The following is a 23,571-nucleotide window of genomic DNA, read 5'->3' on the forward strand; positions in this document are numbered from 1 at the left end:
ACTCATTATAACAAAATCAGCGGCTACTAGAAAGTGCTAAATAATGAATAGTAAAGAAAGTTTAATGAAAGTGTGAACTTTTTGAGGGAATCTTGGGACTTTTTGGGATTTGGTCTGTTTATTTTAAGAGAAGATGATAGACTAAAAGAAGGAAAATAAACAAAAATTCTCCTCTTTTTTGCGTAGTCTAGATTAACTGGGCTTTTAGAAATGAGAAACTTACTAAAAACAACCAGAGTATCAGAGATTATGGTAAAATAGGAGTAGTTTAGACAGTAGGGGAGAATGAATATGAAACAACGTGGTTTTGAGATTATTTCTAAGTATCAAGAAGAGGGCTTGAGTGTCCCACAACGAGCAACAAAAGGTGCCGCGGGGTATGATTTTCAAGCAGCCGAAACGGTCGTTGTACCAAGTCTTTGGAAGTTACAACAAGCTGGAGAAAATCCCAAACCAATTTTAGTTAAAACAGGAATTAAGGCGTATATGCCTGATTCTGAATATTTAGAATTGGTGAGTCGTTCTTCGAACCCGCTAAAACGGTTCCTACTTTTAGCGAATGGTGTCGGAGTCATTGACAGTGATTATTATAATAACGAGAATAACGAAGGACATATCATGTTCCAATTTTTAAACTTTGGATATGAAGATGTTGTCATTGAAAAAGGTGAACGAATTGGCCAAGGGATTTTTAAGCCGTTTTTATTAGCGGATGATGACCAAGTCGATGCAGAAAGAACGGGCGGTTTTGGTTCGTCTGGACAAAAATAAAGCCCATTTTTTCAGTAGGCAACGTTATTCAAACCATTTAATAAATGTTAAAATAAACAACAGATAAGGAGATTCTACATGGCAAAAAAAGCAAAAGTTCAATTTGAATGTCAAAGCTGTGGGTATGTGTCTCCAAAATATCTCGGCCGCTGTCCTAATTGCGGACAATGGAATTCGATGGTGGAAGAGGTTATTCAAGATACTTCTGATCGTCGTGCTAGAGTAAGTTTGACTGGTAAAAAGACACAACCACAACGGCTATCTGAAGTCGTACCTAAAAAAGAGCCTCGTGTAAAAACTGAATTAGTGGAGCTGAATCGGGTTTTAGGTGGTGGCGTTGTTCCAGGTTCGTTAGTTTTAATCGGTGGCGATCCCGGAATAGGTAAGTCAACATTGCTCTTACAAGTATCGCAACAATTAGCAGCCACAGGTGGCACGGTTTTATATGTTTCTGGTGAAGAAAGTGCTGAGCAAATTAAATTGCGAGCGGAGCGTTTAGGCACGGTCAACGAGACATTTTACTTATACGCAGAAACAGATATGCACGAAATTTCACGAGCCATTGAAAAATTAGAACCAGACTATGTCATTATTGACTCGATTCAAACAATGACGCAGCCAGATGTTACCAGCGTTGCTGGTAGTGTCAGTCAAGTCCGAGAAACAACTGCCGAATTATTGAAACTGGCAAAAACGAATGGGGTTGCCATTTTTATTGTCGGACACGTAACGAAGGAAGGGTCTATCGCAGGGCCACGGATGTTGGAACATATGGTAGACACGGTTCTTTATTTTGAAGGAGATAAGCATCACACCTTTAGAATCTTACGGGCTGTCAAAAATCGGTTTGGCTCAACGAATGAGATTGGTATTTTTGAAATGCAGACACATGGATTGGTTGAAGTTATGAATCCTTCTCAGGTCTTTTTAGAAGAACGTTTAGAAGGAGCCACCGGATCTTCAATTGTGGTAGCAATGGAAGGTTCACGCCCCATTTTGGTGGAAATCCAAGCGTTAGTTACCCCAACGATGTTTGGTAATGCCAAGCGAACGACCACCGGGTTGGACTTTAATCGCGTTTCTTTAATCATGGCGGTTTTAGAAAAACGGGCAGGCCTTTTATTACAAAACCAGGATGCGTATCTAAAAGCGGCTGGTGGAGTCAAAATTAATGAACCAGCTATTGATTTAGCGTTAGCAATCAGTATTGCTTCTAGCTATAAAGAAAAAGGAACCTCATCTTCGGAATGTTTCATTGGTGAGATTGGTTTAACTGGTGAAATTCGCCGCGTGAATAGTATTGAACAACGAGTGCGTGAAGCGCAAAAACTAGGCTTTACAAAAGTCTATGTCCCTAAAAATAACCTTGGTGGCTGGGAAGCGCCTGAAGGTATTGAAATTATTGGCGTTTCAACAATTGGTGAAACGTTAAGAAAAGTTTTTAAATGATGAAAGTAGAAATAATCCGTTTAGGTTGTTGGTGGCGTATGATTTTTGTACGCCCCACAACACTAGACGTCTTTATTAAATAAACGAGGAGGATGGCTATATGCAAAAACGAATCATCACGTTGCTGATGATCATTGCTGGTGCAAGTTTAGGAATTTCTCTTTTCCCAATGGCTTGGGAAATGGCTAAGCAAGGCAATAACAGTTGGTTAAACAATAACTTTACGAACGGATTAATCGGTGCAATTATTTTCTTTATTTTATCTTTAGGGTTAGCAAAGTATATTGTTTCCGCTGTCAAAAAAATCGAAGCAGCTTTAAATGAAATGAGTTTAACCTATTTATTATTTGGAAGTATTGGTGCCATCATTGGTTTAACAATTGGTGTTATTATCTCCATTCCAATGTACAACTTACAAATTCCTGTCGTGAATAGTTTACTGCCAATTCTAGTTATGATTATTCTGGGTTACTTAGGTTTCCGAATGGGAACAACACGGATTGAGGAGTGGAAAAAAGTTTTTACACCTCGCCAAAAGAAAGCAAATACGGAAGACACCGAAGGACAAATGTTGGAACGTAAAGTGGAAGACAACTTCCATAAATACAAAATTTTAGACACCAGTGTCATCATTGATGGCAGAATCTACGATATCGCGAAAACGGGCTTTTTAGAAGGTGTTTTGCTCATCCCTAACTTTGTTTTATATGAATTACAATACATTGCTGATTCTGGAGACAGTTTAAAACGGGTGAGAGGTCGTCGTGGCTTAGATATTTTAAATGCTTTACAAAAAGAAGAAGGTATCTCCGTTGAGATGTACGACGGAGATTTCGAGGATATCTCTGAAGTAGACAGTAAATTAATCAAATTAGCAAAATTATTAGATGGCGTGGTTGTGACCAATGACTACAACTTAAATAAAGTCTCTGAATTTCAAAATGTGCCTGTTTTAAACATTAATGCTTTAGCTAATGCTGTGAAACCAGTGGTGATTCCAGGTGAAACGATGAATGTGATGGTTGTAAAAGCCGGAACAGAGCGTCAACAAGGGGTCGCTTACTTAGATGATGGCACAATGGTTGTGGTTGAAGATGGCCAGCATTACATGAATGAGCAAATCGAAGTGGTCGTCACAAGTGCTTTACAAACCGCAGCTGGGCGTATGATTTTTGCCAAACCGGCGCACGCGGGTCGCGGGATTAATGATCGCAAGGATAACCATCCTAAAAACGATAAAAATTAAGCAAAGTGAGGACTTAGTATGATTCGAATCGGTCAAGGTTTTGATGTTCATCAATTAGTTCCGCAACGACCTTTAATTATTGGTGGGGTTACTCTTCCTTATGAAAAAGGTCTGTTAGGTCACTCAGATGCCGATGTTTTAACACATGCAATTATTGATGCAATCCTTGGTGCCGCTGGTCTGGGTGATATTGGACAACTGTTTCCCGAAACCGATCCGCAGTTCAAAAATGCGAATTCTGTAAACTTATTAAAAAAAGTAAATGAAAAAGTTGGGCGGTCGGGCTTTACTATTGGCAATATTGATTGTACAATTTTAGCGGAAGAGCCAAAGATGAGCCCATACTTGGCAGAGATGAAAAAGAATCTAGCCGCGAGTTGCCACTTAGCGGTCACACAAGTGAACATTAAGGCAACGACCATGGAAACGATGGGCTTTGTTGGTAAAAAAGAAGGAATCGGCGCAATTGCCGTTGCTTTATTGGAAAAATAACTGAAAACGACGTTAAACCGTCTGTTTTTAAAAAATGGAAAGAGGAATGAACATGACGAAAGTTCGTGTGCGTTACGCACCAAGTCCAACTGGACACTTGCACATTGGGAATGCAAGAACAGCATTATTTAACTACTTATTTGCCCGCCACAATGACGGAGAATTTATCATTCGTATCGAGGATACCGACCAAAAACGGAACATCGAAGACGGCGAGAAAAGTCAGTTGGAAAACTTAGCATGGTTAGGGATGGAATGGGATGAATCACCTGCTCATCCGGGAGAATATGGTCCATATCGTCAATCAGAACGTAAAGAAATTTACCAACCATTGATTGATCAATTATTAAGTAGCAATCGTGCGTATAAGTGTTATTGTACGCCAGAAGAATTAGAAGCAGAACGTGAAGCACAACAAGCTCGTGGGGAAATGCCTCACTACGCAGGCACTTGTGCGAATTTAACACCTTCTGAACAAGCAGCCAAAGAAGCGGCTGGTCTAGAACCAGTGATTCGTTTCCGTGTGCCACGTAATACAGAATACAAATTTGATGACATCGTGAAAGGTGAAATTACTTTTGAGTCAGATAACATTGGTGGCGATTTTGTCATCCAAAAACGCGATGGGATGCCAACGTATAACTTTGCCGTTGCAGTAGATGATCACTTAATGAAAATTTCTCATGTTTTACGTGGCGATGATCACATTGCGAACACACCAAAACAATTAATGATTTACGAAGCGTTTGAATGGACACCACCTGTCTTTGGCCATATGACCTTAATCATTAATTCAGAAACTGGCAAAAAATTGAGCAAACGTGATGAAACAATTTTACAATTTATTGAACAATACCGTGAATTAGGTTACTTACCAGAAGCCATGTTCAACTTTATTGCTTTACTAGGATGGTCTCCTGTTGGCGAAGAAGAAATCTTCTCACAAGAAGACTTGATTAAATTGTTTGATGAACAACGCTTAAGCAAGTCACCAGCGGCCTTTGATGCGAAAAAATTAGAATGGATTAACAATCAATACATGAAACAAATGGACTTAAGTGAACTAACAGATATGTGTCTTCCTTATTTAGTCGCTGACGGTCGTGTTGAAGAAAATCCATCTCCTGAAAAAATCGAATGGTTAAAACAATTAGTTAGCTTGTATCAACCACAAATGAGTTATGCAGCTGAAATTGTGGAACTATCAAACTTGTTCTTTAATGAACATCCAGTTTTAGATGATGCTGCGAAAGAATTCTTGCAAGGAGAAACAGTGCCAACTGTGTTACATGCGTTTAAAGAACAATTAGAAGCCTTGGACGTTTTCGATGTCCCAAGTATTAAAGCAGCGATTAAAGCCGTCCAAAAAGAAACCGGCGTTAAAGGCAAAAACTTGTTTATGCCAATTCGAATTGCTGTTTCTGGACAAATGCATGGTCCTGAATTAGGCGAAACCATCGAATTATTAGGCAAAGAAAAAGCATTAGATCATTTAAATAAAGTGTTATAAAAACACAAAGAATAGAAGAAGTAGACAATCAGATGGATTTCAGAGACGCTGTGGGTGGTGAGAACAGCGAGCATCTTTTGTCGAAATGCATCTATGAGTGGCTTTGGTGAAAAAAGTAACCGAAGACGTCGGCAGGCGTTAACTGTATCGAGGCAAGAGCTAGTTCTTGTGAAGAAAAGTGGAACCACGCATGGGCGTCTTTTAAGCAACGTTTTTTTGTTGCTTAAAAGACGTTTTTTATTTTTGTATAATAGAAAGGAGTTCACCATATGAGTTGGTTGAAACGTAGCGTCGCAGCTGTTAAAAGAAACGATCCTGCAGCGCGGACCACACTAGAAGTTCTTTTAACGTATCCTGGCTTGCACGCCCTGTTTTGGCATCGCTTGTCTCATTTCTTATATAGGCATCAGTTGTTTTTGTTGGCGAAGATTCATGCACAATTTTGGCGTTTCATAACGGGCGTAGAAATTCATCCCGGAGCCACAATTGGAGCGGGAGTTTTTATCGATCACGGCATGGGCATTGTGATTGGGGAAACCGCGGAAATAGAAGAAGATGTTGTTTTGTTTCACGGAGTGACGTTAGGTGGGACCGGTCGTGATACGGGTAAACGCCATCCAACAGTGAAAAAAGGAGCGATGATTTCGGCACGAGCTCAAATTTTAGGGCCAGTGGTGATTGGTGAACGTTCAAAAATTGGGGCGGGTGCTGTTGTTATTTCAGACATCCCAGCAGATGCCACAGCTGTGGGTGTTCCTGCGAAAGTCGTTCGTCTAAATGGAAGAAAGGTGGAAAAAGGGCATGATTAAAATTTATAATACATTGACCAGAGAAAAAGAAGTATTTACGCCAATTGAGGCGCATAAAGTTCGGATGTATGTCTGCGGACCAACCGTGTATAACTATATCCATATCGGTAATGCGCGCAGTGCGATCGCCTTTGATACGATTCGTCGTTATTTTGAATATCGTGGGTATGAAGTGAATTATGTCTCGAACTTTACAGATGTCGATGATAAAATTATCAAGGCAGCTAAAGAATTGAAAATTACTGCGCCGGAAGTGGCGGAGCGTTTTATCAAAGCCTTTGAAGAAGACACGCAAGCATTGAATGTCCAGCCAGCAACGTTACATCCTCGGGTGATGGACCACATGCCTGATATCTTAGCTTTTATCGACGTTTTAATTGAAAAAGGTTTTGCTTATGAGGTCGCAGGTGATGTGTATTATCGCACCCGTAAATTCCCTAATTATGGTAAATTAAGCCATCAATCGATTGATGAATTAGAAGTGGGGGCAAGTCAACGAACTGGCGTTGAACAACAATTAAAAGAAGACCCATTGGATTTTGCTCTTTGGAAAAGTGCCAAAGAAGATGAAATTTCTTGGGATTCTCCTTGGGGTAAAGGACGTCCCGGCTGGCATATTGAATGCTCTGTCATGGCGACAAAACACTTGGGAGAGACGATTGATATTCATGGCGGTGGACAAGATTTAGAATTTCCACATCATGAGAATGAAATTGCACAGAGCGAAGCCAAAACAGGCCATACCTTTGCCAATTACTGGATGCATAACGGCTATGTCACAATTGGTGAAGACGATGAAAAAATGAGCAAATCCCTAGGTAACTTCATTACTGTTCATGAAATGATTCAAAAAGTGGATCCGCAAATTTTACGTTTCTTTATGTCCACCACCCAGTACCGTCGCCCGATTCGTTATAGCGAAAGCACTCTAAAAGAGGCAGCAGCCAATTATCAAAAATTGAAAAATGCGTTTGAAAATTTACGTTTTAGACAAGCAGATGCGGTCGCAAGTTTGCCAGAGGATGAACACTATTTGGCTCAATTAAACGAATTAGAACAACGTTTTATTACGGAAATGGACGATGATTTCAATGCAGCTAACGGGATTACGGTCGTTTATGAATTAGCGAAGATGATGAATCAGTACAGTGAACAAGCGACAGTTTCGGAACCAATTCTAGTGGCGATGGATAAGCTTTTCAGTGGCTGGTTAGCTATTTTTGGTTTATTCTTTAAAAACGAAGAATTAGTGGATGCACAAGTCGATGCGTTAATTGAAGAACGGAACCAAGCACGGAAAGACCGTGATTTTGCCCGAAGTGATGAAATCCGCGATTTATTAAAAGAACAAGGCATTGTTTTAGAAGATACTCCGCAAGGAACGAGATGGAGAAGAAGTGAATGAGAGATTACAAACAATTAAACGGTTTAGCTTTGGCCTATGTTGGCGATGCGATTTATGAAATTTACATTCGTGATTATTTAGTTTCCTTAGGACAAACGAAACCGAATGTTTTGCATCGCATGGCGACACATTACGTGTCAGCAAAAGCCCAAGCAAGCTTAATGCAAGCGATGTTAGCGGGAGAAATGCTAACGGAGGAAGAAGAAGTGATGTACAAACGCGGTCGGAATGCGAAAAGTCACACCTTTGCCAAAAATGCTGATGTGACGACTTATCGGGTAGCGACCGGTTTCGAATCCTTGATGGGTTATTTACATTTAACACAACAAAAAGAACGTTTAGAAGAATTAATTAACTGGTGTATCAAGAAAGTAGGTGAAACCAATGAAAAATGAAAAATCTCGTCCTTTTAAAAAAGGTAAGAAACGTCCAGAACGTTCAGATAAGCGTTCAAAAGAACGGAACCCACGACCAGCGACAGCAGGTGCTGATGGAACCTCAGAAGAGCTAGCAGATAACTTTGTCTTTGGTTTCCATGCCACTGTTGAGGCGTTGCAGCAAGGACGCGGGAATAAATTGTTTTTACAAGAAGATGCTCGTGGCGAGAAAATTGAGCAATTAAAACAAGCAGCGAAAGAACAGGCTGTTCCAGTCAAATGGGTGCCTAAAGCAAAATTAGATACGATGAGTGATCACGGCGTGCATCAAGGCATGGTTTTAGCAATCACGGCGTATCAATATTTAACTTTAGAAGAATTATTGGAACAAACAAAAGAAAAGACAGAAACACCATTTTTCCTAATTTTAGACAGTCTAGAGGACCCACATAACTTTGGCTCAATTTTGCGAACTGCTGATGCGACAGGCGTGGACGGTATTATCATTCCGAAACATCGTGCAGTGGGAATTACACCAACCGTAACCAAAGCATCAACAGGGGCCGTGGAACATATTCCAGTGGCTCGTGTAACGAATCTAGCGCAAAGTATTGCAACGCTAAAAGAGAATCAATTTTGGATTTTTGGTACAGATATGTCTGGGACGGATTATCGTCGCTGGAATACACAAGGCGCAATTGCCTTAATCATCGGAAATGAAGGTCGTGGCATGAGTCAAGGTCTTCATAAAGAAGTGGATGAATTATTAACGATTCCAATGACTGGACACGTTCAAAGCTTAAACGCTGGTGTGGCTGCAGGCTTGCTAATGTATGAAGTCTATCGTGGCCGCAACCCATTATAGAAGCAGGCGATTGTATGAAAAAACAATTGTTAATCGTTGATGGCTATAATATGATTGGTGCTTGGCCAGAATTGGTCCAGTTGAAAAAGCAAGAGCGTTTAGAGGATGCGCGTGAACTGCTTCTTAGTCGTCTGTCCAATTATGCCAAATATGAAGGGTTGGAAATCATTGTGGTCTTTGATGCCCAATTAGTCCCAGGTATTCAGCAAACGTACAAAAAGTACCTTTTGACCGTGGTTTTCACCAAAGAAGATGAAACAGCAGATAGTTATATTGAACGTCTAGCTGGTGAAAAAAATGATCGTTTAACGCAAGTAACAGTCGCAACGAGTGATTTGGCTGAACAATGGGTGGTCTTTTCACAAGGTGCATTGCGGACTTCGGCCAATGAACTTTACAAAGCTGTCCAGAAAACAGAAAAGACGATTGCCATTCATGCAACGGATATCCATTTCCAGCAATTTCGTCGAAATTCTCCATGGAACGTGGAGCAGTTATCAAAACTTTCTGAGAAGCTAGAAGAATTGTCTCAAAAAAAAGATTAAACAAATGTTCGCTTAAGTCATAAATTTCTAACATGCTATGCTCTCCTAAATCATTCGATACGTTTATCGAAAAGGAGGGCTTTTTATGTTAGAACAGATTCAACAAGCATTAGCAGGAGACCAAGAACAATTTCAAGCCTTATATGGGCAATATCAGCCAGTGATTTATAAGTGCATGAAAAAATACTATTTAAAAGATTATGATACTGAAGACTGGCTTCAAGAAGGACGAATTGTCTTCTTTCGGACGTTAGAACGATTTGATTCAGAAAAACAAGCATCATTAGGAAAGTTTTTTAAACGAAATTTTGAAAATCACGTACATAGCTTAATTCGCCATCAATGCGCCTATAAGCGGCGAACAGATACCTTGTCTATTTCTCTGGAACAACGATTAGAAAGCGCTGGTGAAGAGTTAGTGGACTATTTAGGGACAGCGGCTACCGACCCATTAGGTCAATTAATGATTCAAGAAAAATTGGCAGCTTTTCCGACACGTCTTTCCTCGTTGGAACAACAAATTTTAAACGCATACTTAAAAGGCTACACGTTAGAAGAAATCGCTAAAGTGCGTGGGGGAACTTTTTCAGCTGTCCGAAGTGCCTATGATCGTGCCAAAGCAAAAATGAAATATACATTAGAAAATGAATAAAAATTCGACAAAACAGCCGGTTTGTCGAGCAAAAGTAGTTGCAAACAGACTTCTAGTATGATAAACTTGAAATTTTTTAAAAAAAGTGATATAATGTTTCTCGAGGTGAATGCAATGCCAACAACGTTATCGTCAATTAAGAAAGATTTGGAAGGCCGTATCGGCAGTGAAATTATGTTAGTTGCTCAGACTGGAAGAAAGCGCCAAACAGAACGTAAAGGAATCTTAACGGAGACTTATCCATCTGTTTTTGTTGTTGACTTGGATCCAGACGAGAACTCATTTGAACGTGTATCTTATAGCTATTCAGATGTTTTAACACGCACCGTTGAAATCGAATTCATCGGTCAAGCTGTATAATTTAGAAAGTCCGCTTAGGAGTGAAGGAAGAGCCCTTCGTTCCTAAGCTCTTTTTAATTTCAGCCATCTGTCGTCAGAGAAAGATCAATCTTCGGTGTACTTCTTCATGGACATATGATAGAATCTAAAAGATTAAAATGTTGGTAGACAAAAGATTAAGGAAGGTGAATCAGGGAACCGATGGAAATAATCGAACGAGCTCCTGCGAAAATTAATCTTGGGTTAGATGTTCTGCATAAACGTGTGGATGGCTATCATGAAGTTGAATCTATTTTTGCAAGTGTAGATTTAGCCGATCATTTAACTTTTGAAAATCTAGAAGAAGACATCATTCGTATTGAAACGGACAGCTCTTTTTTACCCGTGGATCGACGGAATCATGTCTATCAAGCAGTTGACTTATTAAAGCGTACCTATAATATTCATAAAGGAATTAAAATATATATTGAAAAACGTATCCCCGTGGCAGCTGGTTTAGCAGGGGGGAGCAGTGACTGTGCCGCAGCATTACGAGGCTTGAACAAACTGTGGAATCTGGGGTTGACGATGGACGAACTCTGTGAAATTGGCAGCCAAATTGGTATGGATGTTCCTTATTGTTTAAGGGGCGGAACAGCCTTTGCAAACGGACGTGGGGAGAAAATTGAAGCATTACCGACCATGCCTCAATGTTGGATTGTGTTAGTTAAACCAAGAATTAGTGTATCTACTAGTACCGTTTTTAATGATTTAGCGGTAGATGAATTGCACCATCCAGATATTGCTGGACTAAGAATAGCTATTGAAAATGGTGATTATACTGGGATGACCCAAACGGTTGGCAATGCGTTGGAAAGTGTCACGATTGCCAGACATCCAATCGTGCAACAAATCAAGGATCGCATGCTGAAGTACGGCGCTGATGCAGCGTTGATGAGCGGCAGTGGACCGACAGTCTTTGCTTTATGTGAAAAGAAAACACGAGCACAACGGATTTATAATGGACTTAAAGGCTTTTGTGAAGAAGTTTATTTGGTTCGGACATTGAAATAAATAAAAACAACAGAGCGTGGAGCAAAAACCCAAAGTGATTTTTGTCCCACGCTCTGTTGTTTTTTTAAATTTATTCCTTGACGTCCCGTGATCCATTTGGTACATTATTCCTGGCAAATCGTAAATATTACGGTTTATAATAGGTAAATCGAAAAGAGGACAGAACATGACGAAAATCTACCGCCGTTTGATAATCGGCGTTACTTTAGCAATCAGTGCTTTTCTTTTAGCTAGCTGTGGGCAAACCACACAATCGTCAAAAGAGAAGAAAGAGCTCACGGTAATGACTACTTTTTATCCGATGTACGACTTCGCAAAACAAGTCGTTGGTGATGAGGGAGAGGTTGAGCTGTTGATTCCAGCTGGAACGGAACCACACGATTATGAACCAAGCGCAAAAGACTTAGCGAAAATTACTGATGCGGATGTCTTTGTTTATAATAGTAAAGAGCTAGAAACTTGGGTTCCGAATGTTATTGAAAACTTGGACACGAAAAAAGTTTCAATCGTGGAAGCCAGTCAATCCATTCAATTGATGCAAGGAACAGAAGAGGAAGAATCTGGCGAAGAAGGTCATGAAGGCCATAACCATTCCCACGAACTGGATCCGCATGTCTGGTTAGATCCCGTGTTAGCGCAAAAAGAAGTGACAGCGATTCGGGATGCGCTTATCAAAAAATATCCTGAAAAAAAAGCCGTATTTGAAAAAAATACCGCTGCTTATTTGGAAAAATTGACTGCGCTAGATAAGGAATACCAAGCTGAATTTGCAGGCGCTAAAAATCGGACCTTTGTGACGCAACATGCTGCATTTGGCTATTTGGCGAAACAATATGGTTTGACCCAAGAACCGATTGCTGGGGTTTCTCCAGACCAAGAACCTTCGCCAAGTCGTTTAGCCGAATTAAAAAAATATATTAAAACAAACAATGTTTCTGTGATCTATTTTGAAGCATCGGCTTCTACAAAATTAGCCAAAACATTGGCAGACGAGACAGGCGTCGAATTAGCTGTATTGAATCCTTTAGAGAGTTTAACTCAAAAAGAACAAGAAGCAGGCGAGAACTATGTGTCTGTCATGAAAGAAAACCTCGCTGCTTTACAAAAAAGCATTCATTAATCTGGCAACAGAAAGGAGCCAACTTATGCATTATATTGAAGTCGAAAATTTAACCTTCTATTATGATGATGAACCTGTTTTAGAAGATGTTTCTTATTATGTTGATCCAGGGGAATTCGTTATTTTAACAGGAGAAAATGGCGCTGCCAAGTCAACGCTGATCAAAAGTACCTTAGGGTTATTAAAACCAACAAGTGGCAAAATTACGGTCGCTAAAAAAAATAGTGCTGGTGAAAAAATCAGCATTGGCTACATTCCACAACAAGTCGCTTCTTTCAATGCGGGCTTTCCTAGCACCGTCATTGAATTAGTACGTTCAGGTCGCTTTCCCAGAAATCGTTGGTTCAAACCGTTGACGAAAAAAGATCATCTTCATGTGGAAAAAGCTTTGAAATCAGTGGACATGTGGGAAATGCGCCACAAACGAATTGGCGAGCTTTCTGGAGGGCAAAAGCAACGAATTAGTTTAGCACGAGTGTTTGCGACCGATCCAGATTTGTTTATTTTAGATGAGCCAACAACAGGTATGGATGAACAATCGCGAAACGAATTTTATCAATTGTTGCAACACAGTGCGCATGAACATGGAAAAGCTATTTTGATGATTACGCATGATCATGAAGATATCAAAACCTATGTGGATCGTCAAATTCGTCTTGTCCGCAAAGAAGATTCGAAATGGCGTTGTTTCCATATGAGTGAAGAATCGTATACGTAAATTTTCCAATAAAACGTTATCTGGCTCGATAATAACGAAAGCCAAGGAACAGCTTAAAGAAATGTTGGAAAAATTTAAAAAATAAGCAGGAATTAAAAAATTAATTCGCTTAAACGTCGCTACAATGGTAGTGTTCATTTTAGCGGTAAGGAGTGAATCGTATGGCAGAAATGCTTTCTTATGCATTTATGCAAAAGGCCTTTTTAGCAGCACTGTTTATCTCAGTGATTGCTCCAATGCTCGGCGTCTTTCTAGTTATTCGCCGACAATCTTTAATGGCAGATACCCTTTCACATGTGTCATTAGCCGGTGTGGCTCTAGGCTTCTTTTTTAATTGGAATCCTAATTTAATGACCTTAATTGTCGTGATTGTGGCTGCAATCATTCTAGAATATTTACGAATGATTTATAGCACCTATTCAGAAATTTCGATTGCTATTTTAATGTCAGGCGGTTTGGCTTTGGCGTTAGTTTTGATGAATTTAACAGGAGGCAATTCAGCTGCTAGTATTCAATCGTATTTATTTGGTTCCATCGTCACGATTACGTGGGATCAAGTGGTTATGTTGGCAATTTTATTCGTAGTTTTAGTTCTATTGTTTATGTTATTTAAACGCCCAATGTATGTTTTAACATTTGATGAAGATACTGCTCATGTTGATGGGCTACCTATTCATTGGATGTCGATGCTTTTTAATGTAATTACTGGTGTGGCGATTGCTGTGATGATTCCGATCGCGGGAGCCTTGTTAATTTCAGCAATTATGGTCTTACCAGCTGCGATAGGTATGCGAATTGGTAAAGGCTTCAACACGGTGATTATCATCAGTGTGTTTATGGGCTTGATTGGCATGCTAACAGGGTTGACTAGCTCGTATTATTTGGAAACACCACCGAGTGCAAGCATTACCCTAATTTTTATTGGTTTATTCTTATTAGTCAATATTTATCGCCGAGTGGTTGTTATGGTCCAGCGAAAACAAAAAATGCAAAGAAACTAAGGAGAAAAACGAAAGTTTTTCTCCTTTATTTCTTTTTTTTAAAAGAAATGGCGAACTATTTTCAGTTATTTGAAAAAAATCCTCGAATTTTTCGGTTAAACCCCTTATAATAAGGAACGATAGAATGAAAAGGAGTGACGAATTTGAAAATTCGGAGAAGTGAACGATTAATCGATATGACCCAATATCTTTTAGATCATCCCCATACATTGGTTTCTTTGACATATTTTGCTGACCGATACCAATCTGCCAAGTCTTCCATTAGTGAAGATTTAGCAATTGTTAAAAAAACATTTAAAGAACGTGGAACAGGTATTTTAGAAACGATTCCAGGCGCTGCAGGCGGTGTCCGCTTTATCCCTGAAATTCCTTATGAGGAAGCGGAGCAGTTGATTATGGATTTGTGTGATCGTTTGTCAGAACAAGATCGCTTATTACCTGGGGGTTATGTTTATCTTTCAGATTTACTTGGGGAACCGAATTTATTAAGACAAGTGGGCCGGATTATTGCTTCTAAATATTTAGGCAAACAAATTGATGCGGTAATGACCGTTGCGACTAAAGGAGTGCCAATTGCGCAAGCTGTGTCTTATTACTTAAATGTTCCGTTTGTGATTGTTCGTCGCGATTCTAAGATTACTGAAGGTTCAACGGTGAGCGTGAACTATGTATCAGGGTCTTCAGAACGTATCGAAAAAATGGAACTTTCAAAACGCAGCTTAAAACGCGGATCAAAAGTTTTAGTCGTGGATGACTTCATGAAAGGCGGCGGCACCGTCAATGGTATGAAGAGTATGATTGAAGAATTTGAAGCAGAACTTGTGGGCATTACCGTTTTTGCTGAGTCAAAATTCAATGGCCGTCGTGCAATCGATGACTACACTTCGCTATTATATGTGGAAGATGTGGATACACAAACAAAAACGATTAGCGTAGTCCCAGGAAACTATTTCACAGAGAAATAATTTGAAAAAGAACCTGAAAATGGTCCATTCCATTTTCAGGTTCTTTTTTTCTGTTTTATTCCTTTAAAAAAAGATGAGAAAATAAATTGGTCTACCTTTTAAATGCCTTATTTTGTTGAAAAAGACAAAAGAGTAAGATAAACTAGAAAAGGTATAATGAGGACGATTTAGAAGAAAATCAAACAATTTAGTTAATTTGAGGTGGCAAACGTGGAAAATAGATACGCAATTATTTTAGCAGCTGGTAAAGGAACACGCATGAAATCTAAACTTTATAAAGTATTGCATCCAGTTGCTGGTAAACCAATGGTCGAACATATTTTAGATCAAGTAGAACAAACAGAACCAACAGAAATCGTGACGATCGTTGGACACGGGGCGGAAATGATTAAAAGCCATTTAGGCGAACGTAGTCAATATGCCTTACAAGCTGAACAATTGGGAACTGGGCATGCAGTCATGCAAGCACAAGAGTTATTAGGTGGCAAACAAGGAACAACATTAGTTATTACAGGGGATACGCCGTTATTAACTGCGGAAACCTTGAAAAATTTATTCGATTACCATCAAGGTAAGAATGCAAGTGCGACTATTTTAACAGCGCATGCGGAAGACCCAACAGGCTATGGTCGAATTATTCGTGATCATGTGGGCATTGTTGAACGAATCGTGGAACAAAAAGATGCCAGTGAAGAAGAAGCACGTGTTCAAGAAATTAATACAGGAACCTTCTGTTTTGATAATGAATCATTGTTTGAAGCGTTAGCGAAAACAGATACAAACAACACACAAGGGGAATACTATTTAACAGATATCATTGAAATTTTGAAAAAAGAAGGCAAAGCTGTCGCTGCTTACCAAATGGCAGACTTTGACGAAGCAATGGGTGTAAATGATCGTGTTGCTTTATCCACTGCTAATAAAATTATGCATCGTCGTTTAAATGAAATGCATATGCGAAATGGTGTTACATTTATTGATCCAGACACAACGTATATTGATGAAGGCGTGGTAATTGGTTCAGACACAGTCATTGAAGCGGGAGTCACTATCAAAGGAAAAACAGTGATTGGCGAAGATTGCTGGATTGGCGCACATTCAGAAATCGTTGATAGTCACATCGGCAATCAAGTGGTTGTTAAACAGTCTGTGATTGAAGAAAGTGTGGTTCGCGAGGGGGCCGATGTGGGTCCGTATGCACATTTACGTCCTAAAGCAGATGTGGGGGCAAACGTACACATTGGTAACTTCGTGGAAGTAAAAAATGCAACAATCGATGAAGGCACAAAAGTGGGCCATTTAACATACGTTGGTGATGCAACATTAGGCAAAGATATTAATGTCGGTTGCGGCGTTGTTTTTGTTAATTATGATGGCAAAAATAAACACCAAACAATCGTGGGTGATCACGCGTTTATTGGCTCTGCAACGAACATTGTTGCGCCAGTCACGATTGGTGATCATGCGGTGACTGCTGCTGGTTCAACCATCACAGAAGATGTCCCTTCAGAAGATTTGGCGATTGCCCGGGCACGTCAAGTGAATAAAGAAGGCTATGCTAAAAAGTTACCTTATATGAAGGATTAATCTCAAATAAAAAAGAACGCTCTTTTGCTTAAGCAAAAGAGCGTTCTTTTTCCAGAAGTAGAAGCAGTGATTAATGAAATTAAAGAGAAGTACGCGGATATTCAAGCTTTCGTGGTTACTGGGCATTTAGGCGTAGATGAAACGACGCCGCATATCTGGCGTGGTGATACGCTAGCAGAAACCCTTAGTCAAACATATCCTGAGTTAGATGTCACTGTGATTGATGGCCATTCGCATACAGCCGTCGAAAGTGGCAAACGTTATGGCAAAGTGATCTATGCTCAAACAGGTAATTATTTAAATAATGTTGGGATCGTCACAGCACCAGAAAGTGAACCAACTAAGAAAACAGCAAAATTGATTTCAGCAGCAGAGTTGCTAGAATTGCCAGAAAACCCGGCAGTTAAAGCCATCGTTGATGAAGCACGTACGAATTTTAACGCTGAAAATGAAAAAGTAATTGTCGATTATATTCCATTCACATTGGATGGACAACGAGAAAATGTGCGCACACGAGAGACCAACTTAGGGAATTTGATTGGTGATGCGATTATGTCATATGGCCAAGACGCGTTTAGTCAACCTGCTGATTTTGCAGTAACTAATGGTGGCGGCATTCGCGCTGATATTAAACAAGGGCCAATTAAAGTTGGGGATGTCATTGCTGTGTTACCTTTTGGCAATAGCATTGCGCAAATTCAAGTAACCGGCGCTCAAGTTAAAGAAATGTTTGAAATGTCTGTTCGTTCGATTCCACAAAAAGATGAGAATGGCACAATTTTACTAGATGATGCTGGCCAACCAAAACTTGGCGCAAATGGTGGTTTCCTACATGTTTCAAGCTCCATTCGTATCCACTATGATTCCACAAAACCAGGTACTCGCTTGGCTAGTGACGAAGGCAATGAAACAGGACAAACGATTGTCGGTAGTCGCGTATTAGGAATAGAAATTAAAAATCGGCAAACACAAAAGTTTGAACCATTGGATGAGAAGAAACAATACCGGATGGCTACCAATGATTTCTTAGCTGCTGGTGGTGATGGTTACGATATGCTAGGTGGTGAACGAGAAGAAGGGATTTCACTAGATGCGGTCTTAATTGAATACTTGAAAAGTGCAACCAGCTTGCGGTTGTATCGTGCAGCAACGACGATTGATTTAGCACAATATAAAGAACCATTCCCAGGCGAACGAATTGTTTCTATTTCGGAAGAAGCTTACAAAGAGTTAATCGGTGGAGGAGAGACGCCAAAACCAGATCCAAAACCAGATCCAAAACCAGATCCAAAACCAGATCCAAAACCAGATCCAAAACCAGATCCAAAACCAGATCCAAAACCAGATCCAAAACCAGATCCAAAACCAGATCCAAAACCAGACCCGAAACCAACACCAGAAACACCAGTAGCAACCAATAAACAAAACCAAGCGGGAGCAAGACAGAGCAATCCATCCGTAACAGAGAAGAAAAAGTATGGCGGCTTTTTACCTAAAACAGGTACAGAAACAGAAACGCTTGCGTTATATGGTTTACTGTTCGTTGGACTTTCTTCTTCTGGCTGGTATATTTATAAACGACGTAACAAAGCTAGTTAGTCATTTTTTAAGAACCGTCCTTCGGGATTGGTTCTTTTTTTATTTTAATGCTTGCCATTTGTTTTTAATTTTAGTATTATAAGAATATTCTAAAAATTAAAAAATGAAGAGTTTTTTCTGTGAAGGGAGAAAGGCATGAAAAGTAAACGTATAAAAGGACTTATCGGGTTAAGTTTAACAACGCTGTTAGTTTTAGCTGCTTGTGGTGGTGATGGGGGAGCTGGCGCCGAAAAAGCAAAGGGCGGATCAGAGAAAACTGCCGCTAAACAAGAATTTAAAGTAGTAGTTCAACAAGAAATGCCTTCTGCAGATTTATCTTTAGGAACAGATACAATTAGTTTTACGGCACTGAATAATGCGTATGAAGGAATTTATCGTTTAGATGATAAAAGCAAGCCGCAACCAGCAGGGGCTAAAGAAAAAGTGCAAGTCAGTGATGATGGTCTGACGTACACAGTGAAACTAAGAGAAGAAGCAAAATGGTCCAATGGTGATCCTGTCACAGCTGCCGATTATGTTTTTAGTTGGCAACGTACAGCAGATCCTCAGACTGGCGCTGAGTATGCTTATTTTCTAGAAATGATTGAAAACGGCGCAGATATTGTAGCTGGTAAGAAACCAGTCTCTGAATTAGGCATTAAAGCAAACGGAGATTACGAGCTAGAAATTAAACTGGCAAAACCAACACCATATTTTGATTATTTACTGGCCTTTCCACTATTTTTCCCGCAACATCAGGCAATCGTAGAGAAATATGGCAAAGATTACGCTGCTTCCAGTGAAAAAGCAGTCTATAATGGTCCGTTTGTCTTAGCTAACTTTGAAGGGGCTGGCTCAGATACCAATTGGACTTTGGAAAAAAATGAAAACTATTGGGATAAAGACAATGTCAAATTAGATAAAATCAATTTTGATGTCGTCAAGGAGGCGCCAACTGCCTTGAACTTATTCCAAGATGGTCAAGCAGACGATGTTATTTTAAGTGGCGAATTGGCCCAGCAAATGGCGAAGGATCCAGAATTGGTTATCGAAAAAGAAGCACGAACCAGCTATTTGGAATTTAATCAGCGAGATAAAAATTCACCGTATAATAATGTGAATTTACGCAAAGCAATTTCAGCAGCGATTGATCGCAACGCATTAGTAGATAAAATTTTAGGCGACGGCTCAGTAGTCGCTACCGGCTTAATTCCAGAAGGGATGTCGTATTCGCCGACAGATGACAAAGATTTTGCTGATGAAAATAAAAAAATTGTTGAATATAGCCCAGAAAAAGCAAAAGAATATTGGGCAAAAGCGAAGAAAGAATTGGGCATAACAACACTCAAAATGGATATTGTTGCCGATGATGTCGATTCTACGAAAAAGTTAGCGGAATATATTCAAGGTACGTTAAAGGATACTTTAGAGGGCATTGATGTAACAGTGAGCCCAGTGCCGTTTTCAGTTCGAATTGATCGAGGTAGTCGCGGCGATTTTGAGACAATCTTAGGTGGTTGGGCTGCGGATTACGCAGATCCAAGTAGTTTCTTAGACCTTTTTGTTACTGGTAATAACTATAATCGCGGGCGTTTTTCAAGTAAAGCCTACGATGAGTTGATCGAGGCTTCTGCCACAAGAGATGCTTCAGATCCTGAAAAACGTTGGGAAGACATGGTTAAGGCTGAGAAGTTATTGATTGGTGAAGAGACCGCTCTAGCACCACTTTATCAAAAGGCGACTGCCCATCTACGCAGTAAAGAAGTGAAAGGCGTCGTTGCCCATGGTGCTGGCGCACAATATGATTATAAGTGGACATATGTGACAGAAGAGTAGTTAAAAAGAGACACAGAATAGTCAAATCGACTGTTCTGTGTCTCTTTTAATCAAAATATTTCTGCTGTTCTTCTTTTAATTTTTCTGGGGTTACATCTTCACCAGTAGGATCATAAATAGTGACGCCCATTAATGTTTTATTGAATTGTTCACGAATGGTCCGCAAATATTCTTGTCGCAAATCGACACGAAGAGCTTGTTCTTCAGATGTTAAACCTTGTTCACGCTCTTTTTGTGCAAGCGTATTAATTCTTTTTAAAACCTCTAACATTTCTCATTTCCTTTCTATAATAATTCTTTTGCTAGGCGTTCAAACGATTGAAAGCGCGTTTGTTTGTCATAACCTGGGGTGATTAGCATTGCTTCTGTCAACCCTAGTTCTTCTTGTTGGTGGAAAAACTCCGCAACTTCTTGGCTACTGCCAATGACAAAGCGTTGTTTATTTTGTTCTAAAACCAGTTTGTCCATTTCACTGTAAGGGAAAGCTAGGGCTTCTTCTGACGATAAAAATTTATTTGGAAGCCCATGTTCGGTGGCAAAGATATAATGCTCGAAACTAGCCGCATGGTATTCTGCTTCTTCTTTCGTGTCGGCGGCAAAAGTGAAATACGCAGCGCTCACTTGCGGCTCTCGTTGTTCAGTTACTGGTCGGAAATGCTTGTAATATGCTGACAATACTTCTTTGGGCAAATGTCCATGAATAAACTGCGCAAAGGAAAAATTAATGCCATATTCACCAGCTGAACGTGCGCTTTCTTTACTAGCACCTAGTAACCAGGGTTGTGGTAATAGAACTTCCCGCGGAACAGCTGAAATTTTAGAATATAAATGATCTTCAGGAAATTCCTCTCTTAAAAAGAGTAAAATTTCAGGTAATTTATCAAATTGGTCTAGCTGTGGTGGCTGACCATTATTTAACGCCAACGTAGTTAAAGGGCTGCCGCCAGGCGATCGGCCCATGCCTAAATCGATTCGATCAGGATATAAAGCTGCTAACGTTTTAAACGTTTCTGCGACTTTAAATGGCGCATAATGCATGGTCATAATGCCACCCGCGCCAACACGAATTTTTTCGGTGGCACTAGCAATATGTGCAACTAAAATTTCTGGCGTTGCACTGGCAAAGGCGTCTGAGCCGTGATGTTCGGCATACCAAATTCTTGTGTAACCAAGTTTTTCCGCTAATTGAGCGAGCTCTTTGGCTTCTTGTAATGTGTCGCTTGCTGATTGATTTTTAGGAACCGTTAATTGATCTAAGATACTTAATTTCATGTATGTAGTCTCCTTTTTAGTTATTTTTTTGAAGCTACCGCTATTATCACGCAAGCATGTCAAAAAAAACAGTACGCACTTTTTAATTCCCTAGTGAGCGAAAAGTAACAAATAAATGTAGCCAAGGTCGATGATAAAAAATTCTCCGCTATGGCTTTTTGATGCTTTGTGTTAAAATGGAACATATGTACGCAATCAGCAATTGGAAAGGTGACAACATGTACGAATATATTATTGGAAAAGTAACGTTTGTTAGCCCATACTATATTGTCGTTGAAACAAATGGCATTGGCTATCAGATTTCAGTCGATAACCCGTATCGCTATTCAGGAAAAATGGATACGGATATTAAACTATATCTTCACCAAGTCGTGCGGGAAGATGCACAGCTATTATTTGGTTTTGGCAGTTTAGAAGAAAAACAATTGTTCTTAAAATTAATCAGTGTCTCTGGAATTGGCCCTAAAAGTGGTTTAGCTATCATGGCTTCTGTGGCTGATCATGGTGGTTTAATCAATGCAATTGAAGGGGAAGATGTTACATATTTAACGAAGTTCCCAGGTGTTGGCAAGAAAACAGCCCAACAAATGATTTTAGATTTAAAAGGAAAACTAGGCGAATTAGAGTCTTCCGAAGCAGCGGTTGCGGCCATGACCGCAACCGAAGTGGTGACAACAAGCAATCAAGCATTGGCAGAAGCGTTAGAAGCATTAAGTGCCCTAGGCTACAGTGACCGAGAGATTAAGCGTATCACTAAGCAATTGGAAGCGTTAGGTGAGACAACGACAGATGTTTATTTAAGCAATGCGTTAAAATTCATGATGAAACGCTAAGGAGGAATAACGATGACAGAAGAAGAACGGTTGCTTTCAGCTGCAAGTCAAGAAGCAGAAGCTTCAATTGAAAAATCGTTACGTCCACAATTTTTAGCACAATATATTGGTCAAGACAAAGTAAAACAAGAACTAACGATTTATATTGAAGCGGCGAAAAATCGGAATGAAGCGTTGGATCATACCCTTCTTTATGGTCCGCCAGGTTTAGGGAAAACGACAATGGCGATGGTCATCGCCAATGAAATGAATGTGAACATTCGTACCACAAGTGGACCAGCCATCGAACGGGCGGGAGATTTAGTCGCTATTTTGAACGAATTAGAGCCTGGTGATGTGTTATTTATCGATGAAATTCATCGTTTGCCGCGAGTGGTGGAAGAAATGCTGTATTCCGCAATGGAAGATTTTTACATTGATATCATGGTCGGTCAAGGAACCACGGCACATCCCGTTCATTTTCCGTTACCGCCTTTTACTTTAGTGGGCGCTACCACACGGGCAGGGATGCTTTCAGCGCCATTACGAGATCGTTTTGGAATTATTTCTCACATGGAGTATTATCAAGAGCAGGATTTAAAAGAAATCGTTCTTCGTTCCGCGGATATTTTTCAAACGGAGATTTTTGAGGAAGGTGCCTTTGAAATTGCGCGCCGCTCAAGAGGAACCCCCCGAATTGCTAACCGTTTGTTAAAACGTGTCCGTGATTTTGCCCAAGTCCAATCAGATGGCAAAATCGACCGAGCGATTGCAGACAAAGCGTTAACCTTACTGCAAGTGGACCATCAAGGCTTGGATTATGTCGATCAAAAATTGTTGAAAACAATGATTGATTTATACGGCGGCGGTCCGGTTGGTTTAAGTACCTTGTCTGTAAATATCGGTGAAGAAACCGAAACGGTGGAAGATATGTATGAACCCTATCTTATTCAAAAAGGTTTCATTAAACGAACACCACGAGGACGAATTGCAACGCCATTTGCGTATGCACATTTTGGGTATGATTATTTAGAGGGTCGTAAAAATTAAAAATAAGTCAAAAGAAAGCAAGCCTTAACCGCTTGCTTTCTTTTGTTTCACGTGAAACGTTTGTTCTTATTTAGAAGAGTGGCATATTTCAGCTGTTGTAGGTATACTGTGTTTGTAAT

At 39.9% G+C, this 23,571-nt stretch carries 23 protein-coding genes, 1 pseudogene and 1 other annotated feature; of the genes and pseudogenes, 22 read left to right on the top strand and 2 right to left on the bottom strand.

Annotated features, from left to right (window positions below; genetic code table 11):
* The first annotated feature begins 285 nt into the window (after window positions 1-285).
* The 20 genes and pseudogenes from IGJ20_RS00200 (at window position 286) to IGJ20_RS00295 (ending at window position 20,318) form a co-directional block, all read left to right on the top strand.
* Window positions 286-771: a dUTP diphosphatase gene (locus tag IGJ20_RS00200; protein ID WP_002367569.1), complete on the top strand. Its 486-nt coding sequence runs from the start codon at window positions 286-288 to the stop codon at window positions 769-771.
* A 78-nt stretch (window positions 772-849) separates the two neighbouring features.
* The gene (radA, locus tag IGJ20_RS00205) at window positions 850-2,220 is read left to right on the top strand and encodes a DNA repair protein RadA (protein ID WP_126254731.1); all 1,371 of its coding nucleotides are present in this window, start codon (window positions 850-852) and stop codon (window positions 2,218-2,220) included.
* A gap of 100 nt (window positions 2,221-2,320) precedes the next feature.
* Window positions 2,321-3,466, top strand: coding sequence for a PIN/TRAM domain-containing protein (locus IGJ20_RS00210; protein WP_002368622.1), 1,146 nt, complete (start codon window positions 2,321-2,323; stop codon window positions 3,464-3,466).
* A gap of 18 nt (window positions 3,467-3,484) precedes the next feature.
* The gene (ispF, locus tag IGJ20_RS00215) at window positions 3,485-3,958 is read left to right on the top strand and encodes a 2-C-methyl-D-erythritol 2,4-cyclodiphosphate synthase (protein WP_002367570.1); all 474 of its coding nucleotides are present in this window, start codon (window positions 3,485-3,487) and stop codon (window positions 3,956-3,958) included.
* A 52-nt stretch (window positions 3,959-4,010) separates the two neighbouring features.
* A complete protein-coding gene (gene gltX, locus IGJ20_RS00220; protein WP_002389540.1) occupies window positions 4,011-5,468 on the top strand; it encodes a glutamate--tRNA ligase in 1,458 nt (485 codons plus the stop codon).
* Window positions 5,467-5,673 (top strand) — a binding site (T-box leader). It overlaps the preceding gene by 2 nt.
* Before the next feature lie 64 nt (window positions 5,674-5,737).
* On the top strand, window positions 5,738-6,277 hold the full coding sequence (gene epsC / locus IGJ20_RS00225) for a serine O-acetyltransferase EpsC (RefSeq protein WP_002356054.1): 540 nt from the start codon (window positions 5,738-5,740) through the stop codon (window positions 6,275-6,277).
* A complete protein-coding gene (cysS, locus tag IGJ20_RS00230; RefSeq protein ID WP_002367571.1) occupies window positions 6,270-7,682 on the top strand; it encodes a cysteine--tRNA ligase in 1,413 nt (470 codons plus the stop codon). The genes epsC and cysS overlap by 8 nt, the downstream gene beginning before the upstream one ends.
* Window positions 7,679-8,077, top strand: coding sequence for a Mini-ribonuclease 3 (locus IGJ20_RS00235; RefSeq protein WP_002356056.1), 399 nt, complete (start codon window positions 7,679-7,681; stop codon window positions 8,075-8,077). The genes cysS and IGJ20_RS00235 overlap by 4 nt, the downstream gene beginning before the upstream one ends.
* On the top strand, window positions 8,067-8,924 hold the full coding sequence (gene rlmB, locus IGJ20_RS00240) for a 23S rRNA (guanosine(2251)-2'-O)-methyltransferase RlmB (protein ID WP_002356057.1): 858 nt from the start codon (window positions 8,067-8,069) through the stop codon (window positions 8,922-8,924). Before IGJ20_RS00235 ends, rlmB begins: the two co-directional genes overlap by 11 nt.
* A gap of 14 nt (window positions 8,925-8,938) precedes the next feature.
* Complete coding sequence (locus IGJ20_RS00245) at window positions 8,939-9,469, top strand: NYN domain-containing protein (protein WP_002356058.1); 531 nt, start codon at window positions 8,939-8,941, stop codon at window positions 9,467-9,469.
* A gap of 85 nt (window positions 9,470-9,554) precedes the next feature.
* Window positions 9,555-10,121, top strand: a complete 567-nt coding sequence (locus tag IGJ20_RS00250; RefSeq protein WP_002356059.1) for a sigma-70 family RNA polymerase sigma factor — start codon at window positions 9,555-9,557, stop codon at window positions 10,119-10,121.
* Between the two features lie 57 nt (window positions 10,122-10,178).
* Complete coding sequence (locus tag IGJ20_RS00255) at window positions 10,179-10,481, top strand: Veg family protein (RefSeq protein WP_002383497.1); 303 nt, start codon at window positions 10,179-10,181, stop codon at window positions 10,479-10,481.
* A 180-nt stretch (window positions 10,482-10,661) separates the two neighbouring features.
* Window positions 10,662-11,513, top strand: coding sequence for a 4-(cytidine 5'-diphospho)-2-C-methyl-D-erythritol kinase (ispE, locus tag IGJ20_RS00260; RefSeq protein WP_002356061.1), 852 nt, complete (start codon window positions 10,662-10,664; stop codon window positions 11,511-11,513).
* 166 nt (window positions 11,514-11,679) lie between these two features.
* Window positions 11,680-12,633, top strand: a complete 954-nt coding sequence (locus IGJ20_RS00265) for a metal ABC transporter substrate-binding protein (protein WP_126254733.1) — start codon at window positions 11,680-11,682, stop codon at window positions 12,631-12,633.
* A 25-nt stretch (window positions 12,634-12,658) separates the two neighbouring features.
* Entirely contained in the window at window positions 12,659-13,351 is a 693-nt protein-coding gene (locus tag IGJ20_RS00270) for a metal ABC transporter ATP-binding protein (protein ID WP_002356064.1), read from the top strand.
* A 161-nt stretch (window positions 13,352-13,512) separates the two neighbouring features.
* On the top strand, window positions 13,513-14,352 hold the full coding sequence (locus tag IGJ20_RS00275; RefSeq protein WP_002383493.1) for a metal ABC transporter permease: 840 nt from the start codon (window positions 13,513-13,515) through the stop codon (window positions 14,350-14,352).
* A gap of 143 nt (window positions 14,353-14,495) precedes the next feature.
* On the top strand, window positions 14,496-15,317 hold the full coding sequence (purR, locus tag IGJ20_RS00280) for a pur operon repressor (protein WP_002381336.1): 822 nt from the start codon (window positions 14,496-14,498) through the stop codon (window positions 15,315-15,317).
* Between the two features lie 201 nt (window positions 15,318-15,518).
* Window positions 15,519-16,904: a bifunctional UDP-N-acetylglucosamine diphosphorylase/glucosamine-1-phosphate N-acetyltransferase GlmU gene (gene glmU / locus IGJ20_RS00285; protein WP_277600604.1), complete on the top strand. Its 1,386-nt coding sequence runs from the start codon at window positions 15,519-15,521 to the stop codon at window positions 16,902-16,904.
* Window positions 16,905-16,955: 51 nt separating this feature from the next.
* A pseudogene (locus tag IGJ20_RS00290) lies at window positions 16,956-18,503 on the top strand (bifunctional metallophosphatase/5'-nucleotidase); the annotation flags it as partial.
* A gap of 135 nt (window positions 18,504-18,638) precedes the next feature.
* A complete protein-coding gene (locus tag IGJ20_RS00295) occupies window positions 18,639-20,318 on the top strand; it encodes a peptide ABC transporter substrate-binding protein (protein WP_010822420.1) in 1,680 nt (559 codons plus the stop codon).
* A gap of 46 nt (window positions 20,319-20,364) precedes the next feature.
* Here IGJ20_RS00295 and IGJ20_RS00300 read toward each other — a convergent pair whose 3' ends face one another.
* Both IGJ20_RS00300 and IGJ20_RS00305 read right to left on the bottom strand, forming a co-directional pair.
* Complete coding sequence (locus IGJ20_RS00300) at window positions 20,365-20,589, bottom strand: DUF896 domain-containing protein (RefSeq protein WP_002356070.1); 225 nt, start codon at window positions 20,587-20,589, stop codon at window positions 20,365-20,367.
* A gap of 14 nt (window positions 20,590-20,603) precedes the next feature.
* The gene (locus IGJ20_RS00305) at window positions 20,604-21,590 is read right to left on the bottom strand and encodes an LLM class flavin-dependent oxidoreductase (RefSeq protein WP_202522256.1); all 987 of its coding nucleotides are present in this window, start codon (window positions 21,588-21,590) and stop codon (window positions 20,604-20,606) included.
* A 218-nt stretch (window positions 21,591-21,808) separates the two neighbouring features.
* On the opposite strand from IGJ20_RS00305, the gene ruvA reads away from it, so the two are divergent.
* Together ruvA and ruvB are read left to right on the top strand one after the other, a co-directional pair.
* On the top strand, window positions 21,809-22,423 hold the full coding sequence (ruvA, locus tag IGJ20_RS00310; RefSeq protein ID WP_002361491.1) for a Holliday junction branch migration protein RuvA: 615 nt from the start codon (window positions 21,809-21,811) through the stop codon (window positions 22,421-22,423).
* A gap of 12 nt (window positions 22,424-22,435) precedes the next feature.
* The gene (ruvB, locus tag IGJ20_RS00315) at window positions 22,436-23,452 is read left to right on the top strand and encodes a Holliday junction branch migration DNA helicase RuvB (protein ID WP_002381340.1); all 1,017 of its coding nucleotides are present in this window, start codon (window positions 22,436-22,438) and stop codon (window positions 23,450-23,452) included.
* Window positions 23,453-23,571 lie beyond the last annotated feature (119 nt).

It is taken from the genome of Enterococcus sp. DIV0294, from assembly GCF_050558155.1.
GTDB lineage: Bacteria > Bacillota > Bacilli > Lactobacillales > Enterococcaceae > Enterococcus > Enterococcus faecalis.

Coding starts and splice junctions, on each gene's coding strand:
- IGJ20_RS00235 (WP_002356056.1), top strand. CDS start 7,679: ATGAGAGATTACAAACAATTAAACGGTTTAGCTTTGGCCTATGTTGGC.
- IGJ20_RS00245 (WP_002356058.1), top strand. CDS start 8,939: ATGAAAAAACAATTGTTAATCGTTGATGGCTATAATATGATTGGTGCT.
- IGJ20_RS00200 (WP_002367569.1), top strand. CDS start 286: ATGAATATGAAACAACGTGGTTTTGAGATTATTTCTAAGTATCAAGAA.
- ispF (WP_002367570.1), top strand. CDS start 3,485: ATGATTCGAATCGGTCAAGGTTTTGATGTTCATCAATTAGTTCCGCAA.
- IGJ20_RS00210 (WP_002368622.1), top strand. CDS start 2,321: ATGCAAAAACGAATCATCACGTTGCTGATGATCATTGCTGGTGCAAGT.
- gltX (WP_002389540.1), top strand. CDS start 4,011: ATGACGAAAGTTCGTGTGCGTTACGCACCAAGTCCAACTGGACACTTG.
- IGJ20_RS00250 (WP_002356059.1), top strand. CDS start 9,555: ATGTTAGAACAGATTCAACAAGCATTAGCAGGAGACCAAGAACAATTT.
- ispE (WP_002356061.1), top strand. CDS start 10,662: ATGGAAATAATCGAACGAGCTCCTGCGAAAATTAATCTTGGGTTAGAT.
- IGJ20_RS00270 (WP_002356064.1), top strand. CDS start 12,659: ATGCATTATATTGAAGTCGAAAATTTAACCTTCTATTATGATGATGAA.
- radA (WP_126254731.1), top strand. CDS start 850: ATGGCAAAAAAAGCAAAAGTTCAATTTGAATGTCAAAGCTGTGGGTAT.
- IGJ20_RS00275 (WP_002383493.1), top strand. CDS start 13,513: ATGGCAGAAATGCTTTCTTATGCATTTATGCAAAAGGCCTTTTTAGCA.
- IGJ20_RS00300 (WP_002356070.1), bottom strand. CDS start 20,589: ATGTTAGAGGTTTTAAAAAGAATTAATACGCTTGCACAAAAAGAGCGT.
- IGJ20_RS00265 (WP_126254733.1), top strand. CDS start 11,680: ATGACGAAAATCTACCGCCGTTTGATAATCGGCGTTACTTTAGCAATC.
- IGJ20_RS00255 (WP_002383497.1), top strand. CDS start 10,179: ATGATAAACTTGAAATTTTTTAAAAAAAGTGATATAATGTTTCTCGAG.
- cysS (WP_002367571.1), top strand. CDS start 6,270: ATGATTAAAATTTATAATACATTGACCAGAGAAAAAGAAGTATTTACG.
- IGJ20_RS00305 (WP_202522256.1), bottom strand. CDS start 21,590: ATGAAATTAAGTATCTTAGATCAATTAACGGTTCCTAAAAATCAATCA.
- ruvA (WP_002361491.1), top strand. CDS start 21,809: ATGTACGAATATATTATTGGAAAAGTAACGTTTGTTAGCCCATACTAT.
- rlmB (WP_002356057.1), top strand. CDS start 8,067: ATGAAAAATGAAAAATCTCGTCCTTTTAAAAAAGGTAAGAAACGTCCA.
- epsC (WP_002356054.1), top strand. CDS start 5,738: ATGAGTTGGTTGAAACGTAGCGTCGCAGCTGTTAAAAGAAACGATCCT.
- ruvB (WP_002381340.1), top strand. CDS start 22,436: ATGACAGAAGAAGAACGGTTGCTTTCAGCTGCAAGTCAAGAAGCAGAA.
- IGJ20_RS00295 (WP_010822420.1), top strand. CDS start 18,639: ATGAAAAGTAAACGTATAAAAGGACTTATCGGGTTAAGTTTAACAACG.